This window comes from Marinactinospora endophytica (assembly GCF_054780875.1).
The window spans coordinates 241,061-254,143 of record NZ_BAAGVM010000001.1; the positions used below are offsets into that span (position 1 = coordinate 241,061).

Here is a 13,083-nt window from a genome sequence, read left to right on the forward strand (position 1 = left end):
ATGACCGACAACGCCCCCGCCACCCCGGCCGCCGGACCGACGGCCGAGGCCGGTCCGTCCAGGGCCGCGCGCGCGACCTCCCGCCTCGGCACCACCGCCCTCGGCCTCACCGGCATCGCCGGTTTCCTCCTGCTGTGGGAGGTGGTGCCCCGGATCGGACTGGTCTCGGCCGACTACCTGCCCCCGGCCTCCCAGGTCCTCGTCGCGCTCGCCGAGCGCCTCACCCTGCCACGGCTGTGGGTCGCCCTGCTCGACACCGTGATCGGCTGGGGCCTGGGCCTGCTCATCGCCACCGTGGCCGCCGTCGTCCTCGGCTTCGCCGTGGGCTCGCTGCCACTGCTGCGCCGCCTCACCGCCTCCACCGTGGAGTTCCTGCGCCCGATCCCCTCGGTCGCGCTCATCCCGCTGGCGGTCCTGCTCTACGCCACCGACATCCGCTCCACCCTGCTGCTCGTCGTCTACGCGGCCTTCTGGCAGATCTACATCCAGGTGCTCTACGGCGTCGCCGACGTCGACCCGGTCGCCGAACAGACCGCCCGCTCCTTCGGGCTGGGCCGGCTGGCCCGGATCCGCCACGTCGTGTGGCCCTCGGCGCTGCCCTACGTCCTCACCGGGTTCCGCCTGGGCGCCGCCGTCGCGCTGATCCTCGCCATCACCGCCCAGCTCATCATCGGCAGCCCGGGGCTGGGCAAGGAGATCGCCGTCGCCCAGTCCAGCGGCGCGGTCGCCGCGGTCTACGCCCTGGTCATCCTCACCGGCGCGCTCGGTGTCATCGTCAACATCGGGGTGCGCGCGCTGGAACGGCGTCTCCTCCACTGGCACACCTCCGTCCGAGGGGAGAACGTCGCATGAGCGCCCCCGAAGTCACATCCGCGCGGCGCGCCCCGGCCCTGCGCCTCCTCACCGCGGCGGCCCTGCGCCTGTGGTACCTGCTCGCGCTGCCCGCCGCGCTCATCCTGCTGTGGTGGTGGGCCGGCGCCGTCAGCGGCATGTACTACCTGTCCTCACCCGATGTCATCGCCGCCACCTTCGCCGAGGTCTGGTTCGGTGAGCGGTTCCTCGTCGACGCCCTGCCCAGCGTCGCCCGGCTGCTCGGCGGGTTCGCGCTGGCCGCCGTGCTGGGGGTCGCCCTGGGCGTCGGCCTGGGCCTGTCGCCTCGGCTGCGCGCCCTCACCGAGCCGGTCCTGGAGTTCCTGCGGGCCATCCCGCCGCCCGTCCTGGTCCCCCTGCTGATGCTGCTGGCCGGGGTCAGCACCGGGATGAAGCTCCTGGTCATCGTCTCCGGATGCATCTGGCCGATCCTGCTCAACACGATCGAGGGCGTGCGCGCGGTGGACCCGGTCCTGGCCGACACCTGCCGCTGCTACGGCATCGGGAGGCGACGCCGGCTGACCACCCTGATCCTGCGCTCGGCCAGCCCGCAGATCATGGCGGGCCTGCGCCAGGCGCTGTCCATCGCGATCATCCTCATGGTCATCAGCGAGATGTTCGCCAGCTCCAGCGGCCTGGGCTTCACCATCGTGCAGTTCCAGCGCAGTTTCGCCATCCCGGAGATGTGGACCGGCATCGTGCTGCTGGGTCTCATCGGGTTCCTGCTGTCCGTGTTGTTCCAGCTCGTCGAGAAGCGCGTGCTGGCCTGGTACAACGGCGTCCGCGCCGCGACTCGGGGGGAATGAGCCGACATGACGTCATCCGACACCGTCCACGGCGCGGCGGGCACGCCCATGCTCGACGTGGCCGGGCTGCGCAAGGTCTACCAGGGGGAGGGGCGCGCCGTCGAAGCCGTGCGCGACCTCACCTTCGCCCTCGCCGACGGCGAGCTGGCCTGCCTTGTCGGCCCGTCCGGCTGTGGCAAGACCACGCTGCTCAAGTGCATCGCCGGACTGTTGCGCCCCACCTCCGGCACCGTGCGGCTGGCCGGGCGCGGGGTCACCTCCCCGCCCCCGGACATGGCGGTGGTGTTCCAGGAGTACGGGCGCAGCCTGTTCCCCTGGCTCACCGTCCACGCCAACGTCGAGCTGCCGCTCAAGGAGAAGGGGCTGCCCAAGGAGCGGCGCGCGGAGCTCGTCACCGGAGCCCTCGAAGCGGTCGGCCTGGCCGACTTCGCCGGCTCCCACCCCTGGCAGCTCTCCGGCGGCATGCAGCAGCGCGTCGCGATCGCCCGGGCCATCGCCTACGAGCCGCGCGTGCTGCTGATGGACGAGCCGTTCGCGGCCGTCGACGCCCAGACCCGCGCCGACCTGGAGGACCTCATCCGATCGCTGTGGAAGCGCTTCGGCATGACCGTCCTGTTCGTCACCCACGACATCGACGAGGCCGTCTACCTGGGACAGCGCGTCCTCGTCCTGTCCTCCTCGCCCACCGTCGTGCAGGACGACATCACCGTGGACCTGCCCGACGAACGCGACCAGCTGACGACCCGCTCCCTGCCCCGCTTCGCCGAGCTGCGCACCCGGGTCTACGCCGAGATCCAAAGCGCCAAGCGCGGCCCGGCGGTCGCGGGCACGGCCGGCGAATAGAAGATCGACGAGGAGGACAGCGTGACCACAGGATCGCGGACCGTCCGCGACGCCACCTTGGAGATGCTGCGCGGGCTCGACCTGACCACCATCTTCGCCAACCCCGGATCCACCGAGGTCGGCTTCCTCACCGACCTGCCCGAGGATCTGGACTTCGTCCTGGCGTTGCACGAGGGCTCGGTGGTCGGCATGGCCACCGGCTGGGCCATCGCCCGCAGGCGCCCCGCGCTCGTCCAGCTGCACACCACCGCGGGACTGGGCAACGCGGTCGGGGCGCTGGCCACCGCCCGTGTCAACCGGGCCCCGCTGGTGGTGCTCGTGGGCCAGCAGGACCGCCGCCACCTCGCCCAGGAGCCCTTCCTCGCGGGGCGGCTGGAGGGCCTGGCCGGCGACTACCCCGTCTGGGTCAAACAGCCCGAGCGGGCCCAGGACGTGCCCGCCGCCATCGCCAGGGCCCACCACGAGGCGAGCACGCACGGCGGTCCCGCGCTGGTCATCGTCCCCATGGACGACTGGCACCAGCCCGCCGGCGACCCCGCCGTCCACGCCGCGCCCCGGCGCGTCCTGCGCCCCGCCCCGGCCCCGGCCGCCCTGGACCCGGCCCTGGAGGAGGTGGCCGCCCTGGTCGACGGCGCCCGATCCCCGGCGTTGGTCGCCGGGGCGGCCAACGACGACGAGGAGGGCTGGGCGGCCCTGGTCGCCCTCGCCGAGCGGCTCGGCTGCCCGGTGTGGCAGGAGAGCTTCGGGGCGCGTGCCGGGTTCCCGCAGGACCACGCGCTGTTCGCCGGGCACCTGCCCGCCGACCGGCCGCGGCTGCGCGCCCTCCTGGCCCCCCACGACGTCGTGGTCGCGGTCGGCGCGCCGGTCTTCCGCCAGTACCAGTACCACCCAGGGCCGCTCGTCGAGCCCGCGACCCGTACCGTCGTCGTCTCCGCCGACGCGGGGGAGATCGGCCACAGCCCCGCCGACGTCGCCGTGCACACCCCCGTGGCGCCCTTCGTCGCGGCGCTGGCCGAGCGCGTCCGGCGCCGCCCCGGCTCCGATGAGCCCCGACGCGAGGTGGCGCGCCCGCTCCCGCCCGAGCCCGGCCGTCCCCTCGCGCCCGGCCACGTCTTCGCCGCGCTGGCCGAGCGCGCCGCCGCCGACACGATCTTCGTGGAGGAGACCCCCTCCAGCCGGCCCGAGATGCACGCGCTGCTGCCGGCCCGGCGCCCCCTCGGCTTCCTGTCCGCGGCGATGGGCGGCCTGGGCTTCGCCCTGCCCGCGGCCACCGGGGCGCGCATGGCCGACCCCCGACGGCCGGTCGTCGCGGTCGTCGGCGACGGATCGGCGATGTACCAGGTACAGGCGCTGTGGAGCGCGGCCCGCTACGGCGCGGGCGTCCTGTTCGTCGTCTTGTCCAACGGCCGCTACGCGATCATGGACCGCCTCGCCGAGGGGCAGGGGGGCAAGCCCCCGTGGCCGGCGTTCGACGAGGTGTCGGTCGCGGAGGTGGCCCGCGGGTTGGGCTGTCCCGCCCGCAGGATCACCTCCTACGACGACCTCATCACCGTTTTGGACGAGGTCGTCCCCACCCTGACGGAGCGGACCGAACCACTCGTGCTCGATGTCGAGGTGACGGTCGGGACGACGTTCGCCCCCTGAGGGCACCGTGTGGTCGAGAACGTGAGAAGGAGTGACATGAGTCTGTTCGACGGCGACGTGTGGACGTCGAAGGTGTTCACCGGAACCTGGACGAGCGCGCGTGGCGGCGACGCCCCGGTCGTCTCCCCGGCGACCGGCGCCGAGATCGGCCGGATCGGCTCGGCCGACGCCACCGACGTGGCCGAGGCCGCCGCCGTGGCGGCCAAGGCCCAGCGCGCCTGGGCCGCCGCGCCTTTCGCGGAGCGCGCGGCGGTGCTGCGCCGGGCCGGAGCCCTGTTCGAGGAGTACGGCGACGAGGTCGCCGGCTGGCTGGGCCGCGAAGCGGGGTCGGCGCCCGGCAAGGCCGGCTTCGAGGCGCACCTGGCCGTCACCGAGGCCTACGAGTGCGCCGCCCTGGCCTCCCAGCCCGCCGGCGAGGTGCTGCGCTCGGCCAAGCCTCGGCTGAGCCTGGCCCGCCGGGTCCCGGTGGGGGTGGTCGGCGTCATCGCCCCGTTCAACTTCCCGCTCATCCTCGCCATGCGCTCGGTCGCGCCCGCGCTGGCCCTGGGCAACGCGGTCGTGCTCAAGCCCGACCCGCGCACCGCCGTGTCCGGGGGAGCGGTCATCGCCGAGGTCTTCCGCCGCGCCGGACTGCCCGAGGGCGTCTTGCACGTGCTCCCGGGCGGCGCCGCGGCCGGGGTGGCGTTGGTCGAGGCGCCCGAGGTCCGCGTCATCTCCTTCACCGGCTCCACCGCGGCCGGCCGCAAGGTCGGCGAGGCCGCCGGACGCCACCTCAAGCGCGCCCACCTGGAGCTGGGCGGGAACTCGCCCTTGATCGTGCTCGCCGACGCCGACGTCCAGCGCGCCGCGTCGGTGGGGGCGTGGGGGTCCTTCCTGCACCAGGGACAGATCTGCATGACGACCGGACGCCACCTCGTGCACGAGTCCATCGCCGACGCCTACGTCGAGGCGCTGGCGGCCAAGGCCGAGGCGCTGCGGGTCGGCGACCCCGAGAGCGGCGAGGTCGCGCTCGGACCGATCATCGACGCGGGGCAGCGCGACAAGATCCACTCCCTGGTCACCCGCAGCGTCGAGGCCGGGGCCCGGCTGGCCGCCGGCGGCACCTACGAGGGCCTGTTCTACCGGCCGACCGTCCTGGACGGTGTGACCGTCGACACCCCGGCCTTCGCCGAGGAGGTCTTCGGGCCGGTCGCCCCGGTGATCCGCTTCTCCACCCTGGAAGAGGCCGCCGAGATCGCGAGCAGCAGCGACTACGGGCTGTCGCTGGGCATCCTCACCGCCAACCCGATGCGCGGCTACGAGCTCGCCGAGCGCATCCCCTCGGGGATCGTGCACATCAACGACCAGACCGTCGACGACGAGTCGGTCGCGCCCTTCGGCGGGGTCGGCGACTCCGGCACCGGTTCGCGGTTCGGGGGGACCACCGCCAACATCGAGGCGTTCACCGAGACCCAGTGGGTCACGATGCAGGCCGAGATCGAGCGTTACCCCTTCTGATCGCGTCCGCGGTGGGGGAGGCCCGCGGGGCCTCCCCCACCGGGCGCCGTTCAGCCCTTCTCGGCGCCGGCGGTCAGCCCCGAGATCAGCAGCCGCTGCGCCGCGAGGAACCCCACCACCACCGGCACGGTGATCGCGATCGACCCGGCCATCAGCACCGGCGCGGGCACCGTGAAGTCGGTGAGCTGGGCGATGCCCAGCGACACCGTCCACCGCTCACGGTCGTCGACCAGGAACAGCAGCGCGAACAGGAACTCGTTCCAGGCGATCATGAACACATACAGCGCGGTGGCGGTGATGCCCGGCAGCGCCATGGGCAGCACGACCCGCGTGATCACCTGGACCCGGTTGCACCCGTCCACCTCGGCCGCCTCCTCCACGCTCGCCGGGACCGCGCGGAAGTAGTTGCGCAGCATGTACAGCGACACCGGCACCGTCTGCGCCAGGTAGATCAGCACCAGCCCCAGCAGCGACCGGGTCAGCCCCATCCGGCTGAACAGCACGAACAGCGGCACCGCCAGCACGATCCCGGGGAACAGGTAGACCGCCAGGAAGAACCCGTTGACCGCGTCGCGGCCCAGGAAACGCAGCCGCGCCGCGGCGTAGGCGCCCAGGGTGCTGCACGCCACCGCGAGCACCGTCGTCCCCACCGCCACGACCAGCGAGTTGCGCATGAACCTGGCCAGCCCGTAGCCGTCGGCGGACTCGTCGCGCAACGCCTCGGAGTAGGCGCCGAAGTCCAGTTCGCCGGGTGCCGGAAGCGCCAACGGGGCGGCGATCACATCGGGCAGCGAACGCAGCGACAGGACGATCCCGTACAGCAGCGGCCCGGCCGAGGCCAGCACCGCCGCGACGATCACCACCACGCGCAGCACCGCCAGCACCCGCCGCTCCACGGCGTGCCGGTCCAGCGGCGGACGGTTTCGGGTCCGGGGCATCTAGGCACGCTCCTTCCGCGACGCCCACACATACAGCGCGAGCGGCACCGCCAGGGCCAGGGTCATCAGCACCCCCAGCGCGGAGGCCGCGCCGATGTCGGCGCGGGTCACCAGCTCCTCATAGACCCGCACCGCCACCACCTGGGTGCCGCCCGCGCCGTCGGTGAGCAGGTAGACGTCGGTGAAGTTCTGGAACGACCAGATGAAGCGCAGCAGGGCCAGCAGCGCGATCACCCCGGTCAGCTGCGGCAGCAGGACGTGGCGGAACCCCTGCAACGGGGAGGCGCCGTCGACCACGGCGGCCTCCTCCACGTCGCGCGGCACCACCTGGAGGCGCGCGGTGATGAACAGGAACGCCAAGGGGAAGGAGCGCCACACCTCGAAGGCGATGACCACGCTCAGCGCCACCGGAACCGGCAGCCCCCACAGGTCGATGTCGTAGGTGCTGAGGAAGTTGATCGGCGCCTCCCAGCCGAGGAACCGCCGCCCCACCTCGTTGACGGCCCCGTACTGCGGGTTGAGCAGCGTCGTCCAGATCGTGGTCGCCGCCACCACCGGCAGCACGTAGGGGATGAGCAGCAGCCCGCGCACCAGACCACGCCCGCGGAAGGGACGGCGCAGCGCCAACGCCAGCACCAGGCCCACCAGGACCGAGCCGACCGTGCTCGCCGTGGCGTAGACCAGCGTGGTCCGCGCCGCCTTCCAGAATCCGGCGCTGGACAGCACGTCCGCGAAGTTGTCCAGGCTCACCCCGAGGTCGCCCAGACCCAGGGAGCGGATCTCGATCAGCCGCAGGTCCTGGAAGGCCAGCACGAAACTGGCGACGAAGGGGGCCAACACCACCAGGCCGACGACCAGCAGGGTCGGCGCGACCAGCAGCCGCCCGTGCAACTCCTCCTGCGCGCGCCGGGTCCGGCGGGCACGGGCCCGCCGATCCGGCGATGTCATCACGCTCACGCCCACCTCACCGTTGTCGGGGCGGCGCACGGCGCCCGCCACTCGTCGCTCACTCGATGTCGGTACGCACTTCCTCGGCGATGCGCGTCATGTCCTCGGCGTACTCCCGCGCGTCGCCGCCGGACAGGAGCGTGCCCAGCTCCTGGACCAGCGCGTTCTGCGAGGCCAGCGATCCCGCGAGCACCGCGTCGGGGCCGCCGTACCCCCAGCGTTGGAAGGAGCCGGCCCCGTCGAGGATCGCCGAGATCGTCGCCTCGTCGTAGACGCGCGACAGTGGGGTCCGGGTCTCCTCGGACTCACCGGTGGGCAGATCGGCCCAGGCGTCGGTGAACGCGGAGGGCTCCTCGGGGGTTCCCGAGCGCATCGGCACCCGCCCCTCCGGGGAGACCCCCAACGTCTCCAGGTAGCCGTCGCCCAGCAGGAACTCGATGAAACGCCGTGCCTTCGCGGTGTCGGCGCCGTGGGGGACGCCCAGGTTGAGCGTGACCCCGTACTGACCGCCACCCCCACGCGCACCGTCCGCCAGGAGGGCCACACCGGAGTTGTCGGCGAGGAAGCGTGGATCCCGCGCGCACTCGTCGCAGGTCGGGGGGAAGTCGGGGGCCAGCCCGGCCAACTCGTCGAAGATGTGGGTGCCCCAGAACAGCATCGCGCTCTCCCCGGCGAGATAGGCGGCCCGCGTGGACTCCACGTCCTGGTCGCCGGGGACCGACGCCGCGGCCAGCCGCGCGTACAGCTCCAGTCCCTCGACGCAGGCGGGAGAGCCCAGTGAGATCTCGCCCGCGCCGTCGGTGAGCCGGCACCCGTTGGCCAGCAGCAGGGCCTCCAGGGTCTGCGTGGTGAAGGGGTCCCCGGGCTTGGTGCCCAGCACGATCCCGGCGACCCCGTCGGTGTCCAGCGCCTCGGCCGCCGCGGCGACGTCGTGCAGGGTCTCGGGGGGCTCCAGCCCCGCCGCCGCGAACAGGTCCTCACGGTACAGCAGCACCTGGCCCCAGCCGTCGCTGGGGACCGCGGCGATCGTGCCGTCCACGGTCACCATCTCCAACGCCCGTTCGTTGAAGGTGGCGCGTCCCAGCCGTTCGACGGTGGCGGTGGCGACCTCGGTGTCCAACAGGCCCTGCCGGCTCCACGCCGCGGCCTGGTCGGGGGCGAGCATCACCACATCGGGCACGTCGCCGGAGGCGGCCCCGGTGACCAGCGCCTGGTTCTGGTCGGCGGCGGCCATCGGCACGACGTTCACCGCGATCCCGGTCTCCTGGGTGAACCTGTGGGCCGTCGCCTCCTGCTGGGCGATCCGGTCGGGCGTGACGTGGGAGGTCCAAAACGTCAACGCGCCGTCCTCGTCATCCCCGCCTCCCGCGCAGGCCGTTGCCAGCAGCAGCGCGACGACGGCGGCCGGCGCGAGGGCCGCGCGGCGGGCGCGCGGTGGGCGCGCCCGCCTCCTCGGTACGGACATGCAACCTCCTGAGCGGTCGGCGGGAGGAGACCGGGTCATCCCGGCGGTGTCGGCGGCGGGCGGCCCTCCAGCGAGGCCAGCGCGATGAGGACGCTCGCCCCGGTCAGGGCGAGCGGGGCGACGGCCGCCGGCCGGCCGTCCTCGGTGACCTTCTCCGGCAGCGCCCCCAGTCGGGTCCGGCGCTCCTCCAGCCAGGTCAACAACCCCTCGGCCAGGTGACGCTCGCCCGTCGCCGCCGCCGTCATCGCGAACAACGACACCTGGGGGGTCCAGGCGGTGCGGGTGTCGGCCCACTCCTCTCCCGGCCGCACCCCGCCGTTGGCCAGGCGCAACGCCGCCAGAGTGCGCCTCCAGGCGGCATGTGGGCCCGGCTCCATGGGAGAGAACGGCGGCAACAGGAACGCCACCGACGCGTCCCGGCCGCCGCCCCCCACGCGGCGGGGGAAGTCGAGGGGGGCGAAATGACGCCGGATCCCGTCGCTAAGCAGGTCCCGGACGCGTGCGCACCGCGCCGCAGCGGCGCCGTCGCCCGCCCGGCCGAGCAGGTCGGCGGCGGCCCGGGCACCGAGGAGCAGGGGCGCGGCCGTGCCCAGGGTCGCCTCGTCGACGTCGCGTTCCCAGTAGTCCTGGGAGGGCCGGGGCAGTCCCGTGCCCGGGTCCACGGCCGCGGACATCGCGTCGGCTGCGGCGCGGACCGTCGCCAGCATGTCGGCCAGCTCCGCCGCCACCGTCCTCGCAGGCGCGGTGGCCGCCCACACCCACAGCGCCCACAGGGTCCAGCCGATGCCGTCGAGCTGGGTGCCGCGCCGGTCCGGCACCCGCCCCGAACCGTCGGGCAGGTAGCGGGCCTGCCACGTGCCATCGGGCTCCTGTAGGCCACAGACGTAGCGGAGCGCCCGGAGCGCGTCACCGTGGCGACCGCCCAGGCACAGCGCCACCGCGCAGAACCCGGCGTCACGCGGCCAGACGTAGTGCCAGTAGGGGCTGGCCGCGGCGACCAGCGCCCCGTTGGGATACAGCAGCGCGCGGATGTCGACGAACGCGGTGCGGGCCATGGCCGCGTAACGGGTGCCGGCTCCCGGCAGCGTGGCCGCGGCCGTCTCGGCGGCGGCGCGCGCCACCTCGTCCGGCCCGGGCCGGGCGGCCCCGGGCAGCGTCCCACTGGCGGGATCCAGGAACGGGGTGTCCGGTAGCCGGCGCAGCGCGCCGTGGGGCGGGACGACCAGCGGAGCCCCATCGGCGCCGGTGACGACCCCGTCGGCGTACAGACGGGTCTCGGGGTTCCACGCGGTGCCGCGCCGGCCCAGCACGGGTCCGTCCACGCGGCCGGAGGCGCCCGCGCCCGGGCCGTTCACCACGGTCCCGGCCGCCGTCCGGACGAGCCGATCCCCATCCGCATCGCCCCTCCTCTCCGACGGGCCGGCGGCCGCCCGTGCTGCCGTGGCGGCCGGATCACGCTCCGTCGTCCTTTCCTGCGAAGGTAGACCACGGCCGCGCCGAAGGGTAGGCCCGCGCGCCGGGGCGTGTCCGGCCGGAGGCGGACGGGCGCATAGCCGGGAAGATCGGGGGAAGCAGAGCCGCGGGCCCGGCCCCGCGTCCAAGGACGGCCCCTCCGTCCCGCGGCGGTCCGGCCGAAAGGGGATTCATGCGGCAAGGCCCACGGCACCAGCGACGGCCCGCCACCGGATCCGCCCGGCGCCGGTGGCGCGTACTCGCGATGGCGGTGGCCGCGCTCTGCGCGGCGGCCCTCGCGGTGGTGGCGTTCACGATCCTGTCCCGGTGGCTGCCGCCCGCCCTGCTCCCGCTGTCCCCCCTGCTGACCCGCCACGACCTGCACGTCGTGCCGTTCGCCCTGGCCGGCGTCGGCGTGGGGGCGCTCGCCGTGCTGGCGGGGGCGCGGCGCACCGGCGGGCTGACCATGGCGGTGGCCGCGTCCACCGCCGTCGTCGCGCTCCTCCCGGTCGCGGCGTCGTGGCGGACGGCCGAGGAGCAGGACGTCCCGCTCTCCCTGGCCGCCTACCTCGCCCCCGATCCGGAGAGGGGGCCCGACGAGTCCGACGTCGTCTACGGGCACGCCGACGGGAGGGAACTGCGGCTCGACGTCTACCGGCCACGGGGCGGCGGCCGGACCCCCGCGATCGTGCACGTCCACGGCGGGGCGTGGATCGGCGGGGACAAGGCGGAGTTCCCCGGCTGGCCGCGCCGCCTGGCCGACCAGGGCTACACGGTCTTCTCCGTCGACTACCGGCTGGCCCCGCCCGAGCGCTGGCGTGACGCGCCCGGTGACGTGCGCTGCGCCCTGAACTGGGTCACCGAGCACGCCGCCGACTACGGGGCCGACCCCGGCCGCGTCGTCCTGTCCGGCAGCTCGGCCGGCGGCCACCTCGCGCTCATGGCCGCCTACGCCGACGACACGATCCCGCCCACCTGCGGGGACGGGGACACCGCCGTCGCCGCGGTCCTCGCCCTGTACCCGGTCGCCGACATCGCCGCCTGGTGGCGCACCGACACCCTTGGATACGGCGGCGCCGGACGGTCGCGCCCGGCCATGCGCGCCTACACCGGGGGCACACCCGCCGAGGTCCCGGGCGCCTACGAGCTGGGCTCCCCCGGCCACTACGTCCGCCCCGGGCTGCCCCCCACCCTGATCCTGCACGGGGGACGCGACCACACCGTCCCCCCGGAACCCTCGGAGCGTCTCGCCGGGCGACTGGCCGCGGCGGGCGTCCCGACCCGCTTCGTCCGGCTTCCCTTCGCCGAGCACGGCTTCGACGTCGCCCAGGGGTCGTGGGCCGACCAGATCGCCCACGGCGTCACCACCCGCTTCCTGGCCGAGCACGCCCCGCCACGCGACACCGCCCACGGCGACCGGTGAACGCGCCCCCGCGCGCCGCTACCCTGGCAGGCATGACCGCTCCGGCACCGAACGGACGCCCCCACACCATCCTGAGCTGCGCGATGTCCATCGACGGCCACATCGACGACACCTCCGCCGACCGCCTGCGGCTGTCCGACGAGGCCGACTTCGACCGGGTGGACGAACTCCGGGCCGGCTGCGACGCGATCCTCATCGGCGCCGGCACCGTGCGCGCCGACGACCCGCGGCTGCTGGTGCGCTCGCCGCAGCGCCGCGCCCGCCGGATCGCCGAGGGCCGTGACGAACAGCTCCTCAAGGTCGTCTTGAGCGCCCGCGGCGACATCGACCCGCGCGCCCGCGTCCTGTCCACCGGCGCCCCCGGCGCGGTCGTCTACGTCGCCGACCCGGCCCACGCGGCCACCGCGCGACGCCTGGCGGACCTGCCCGACGTGGACGTGGTGGCCGTTGGGGACCCGCCCGATCCGGCCCGCGCCCTCGCCGACCTCGCCCGGCGCGGCGTGCGCCGCCTCATGGTCGAGGGCGGGGGCGCCGTGCACACCGCCTTCCTGTCCGCGGGGCTGGCCGACGAGCTCCACCTCGCGGTCGCGCCCTTCCTCATCGGCGACCCGGAGGCCCCCCGCTTCGTGCACCCCGCGGACTTCCCCAACGGTCCCGCCCGGCCGATGCGCCTGGCCGGCGTCGAACAGGTCGGCACCATGGCGGTGCTGCGCTACCTGCCGGGGGCGGCCACGTGACCGCGGACGCCCCCACCGCCACCGACCGGCGCCTGCTGGAGGCCGCCGTCGAACTGTCGCGCCGCTGCCCGCCCTCGCCCACCGCCTTCTCCGTGGGCGCGGTCATCGCCGACGCCCGCGGCACGGTCCTCGCCGACGGCTACTCGCGCCGCGACGACCCGCTCGACCACGCCGAGGAGGTCGCGCTCCGCGGACTGCCCGCCGCCGACCCCCGCCTGGCCGAGGCCACCCTGTACAGCAGCCTCGAACCGTGCAGCGCCCGCGCCTCACGCCCCTGCCCGTGCGCCCGGCTGATCCTGGCCACCCCCATCCCCAGGGTGGTGTTCGCCTGGCGGGAACCGGCGATCTTCGTCGACTGCCAGGGCGCCGAGCTCCTCCGCGAGGCCGGCCGCAGCGTCATCGAGGTCCCCGACCTGGCGCCCCTGGTGCGCGAGGTCAACCGGCACCTGCTGTGAGCACC

12 protein-coding genes are annotated in these 13,083 nt (G+C 74.5%); 8 read left to right on the forward strand and 4 right to left on the reverse strand.

What is annotated here, in order from left to right; translation table 11 throughout:
* The 5 genes from ACYVHU_RS01080 to ACYVHU_RS01100 are packed head-to-tail and all read left to right on the forward strand — an operon-like array spanning position 1 to position 5,660.
* Positions 1-852: an ABC transporter permease gene (locus ACYVHU_RS01080; RefSeq protein WP_144389958.1), complete on the forward strand. Its 852-nt coding sequence runs from the start codon at positions 1-3 to the stop codon at positions 850-852.
* A complete protein-coding gene (locus ACYVHU_RS01085; protein ID WP_078760239.1) occupies positions 849-1,676 on the forward strand; it encodes an ABC transporter permease in 828 nt (275 codons plus the stop codon). The genes ACYVHU_RS01080 and ACYVHU_RS01085 overlap by 4 nt, the downstream gene beginning before the upstream one ends.
* A gap of 48 nt (positions 1,677-1,724) precedes the next feature.
* Entirely contained in the window at positions 1,725-2,519 is a 795-nt protein-coding gene (locus ACYVHU_RS01090) for an ABC transporter ATP-binding protein (protein WP_078760526.1), read from the forward strand.
* 21 nt (positions 2,520-2,540) lie between these two features.
* Entirely contained in the window at positions 2,541-4,163 is a 1,623-nt protein-coding gene (locus tag ACYVHU_RS01095) for a thiamine pyrophosphate-dependent enzyme (RefSeq protein WP_078760240.1), read from the forward strand.
* Between the two features lie 36 nt (positions 4,164-4,199).
* Positions 4,200-5,660 carry an aldehyde dehydrogenase family protein gene (locus ACYVHU_RS01100; RefSeq protein ID WP_498947352.1) on the forward strand — a complete coding sequence of 487 codons (1,461 nt, stop codon included), beginning with the start codon at positions 4,200-4,202 and terminating at the stop codon, positions 5,658-5,660.
* Positions 5,661-5,710: 50 nt separating this feature from the next.
* On the opposite strand, the gene ACYVHU_RS01105 is transcribed toward ACYVHU_RS01100, so the two are convergent.
* Genes ACYVHU_RS01105 through ACYVHU_RS01120 form a run of 4 tightly spaced genes read right to left on the reverse strand, consistent with a single transcriptional unit; the run spans position 5,711 to position 10,333 of the window.
* Positions 5,711-6,598, reverse strand: a complete 888-nt coding sequence (locus ACYVHU_RS01105; RefSeq protein WP_078760242.1) for a carbohydrate ABC transporter permease — start codon at positions 6,596-6,598, stop codon at positions 5,711-5,713.
* A complete protein-coding gene (locus ACYVHU_RS01110; protein ID WP_078760527.1) occupies positions 6,599-7,546 on the reverse strand; it encodes a carbohydrate ABC transporter permease in 948 nt (315 codons plus the stop codon).
* A gap of 58 nt (positions 7,547-7,604) precedes the next feature.
* The gene (locus ACYVHU_RS01115; RefSeq protein WP_235000726.1) at positions 7,605-9,011 is read right to left on the reverse strand and encodes an ABC transporter substrate-binding protein; all 1,407 of its coding nucleotides are present in this window, start codon (positions 9,009-9,011) and stop codon (positions 7,605-7,607) included.
* A gap of 35 nt (positions 9,012-9,046) precedes the next feature.
* A complete protein-coding gene (locus ACYVHU_RS01120; protein WP_498947353.1) occupies positions 9,047-10,333 on the reverse strand; it encodes a glycoside hydrolase family 15 protein in 1,287 nt (428 codons plus the stop codon).
* Positions 10,334-10,656: 323 nt separating this feature from the next.
* On the opposite strand from ACYVHU_RS01120, the gene ACYVHU_RS01125 reads away from it, so the two are divergent.
* The 3 genes from ACYVHU_RS01125 to ACYVHU_RS01135 are packed head-to-tail and all read left to right on the forward strand — an operon-like array spanning position 10,657 to position 13,078.
* Entirely contained in the window at positions 10,657-11,886 is a 1,230-nt protein-coding gene (locus tag ACYVHU_RS01125) for an alpha/beta hydrolase fold domain-containing protein (RefSeq protein WP_498947354.1), read from the forward strand.
* A gap of 32 nt (positions 11,887-11,918) precedes the next feature.
* Positions 11,919-12,623 carry a RibD family protein gene (locus ACYVHU_RS01130; protein ID WP_078760245.1) on the forward strand — a complete coding sequence of 235 codons (705 nt, stop codon included), beginning with the start codon at positions 11,919-11,921 and terminating at the stop codon, positions 12,621-12,623.
* Positions 12,620-13,078: a cytidine/deoxycytidylate deaminase family protein gene (locus ACYVHU_RS01135; protein ID WP_498947355.1), complete on the forward strand. Its 459-nt coding sequence runs from the start codon at positions 12,620-12,622 to the stop codon at positions 13,076-13,078. Before ACYVHU_RS01130 ends, ACYVHU_RS01135 begins: the two co-directional genes overlap by 4 nt.
* Positions 13,079-13,083: the final 5 nt, after the last annotated feature.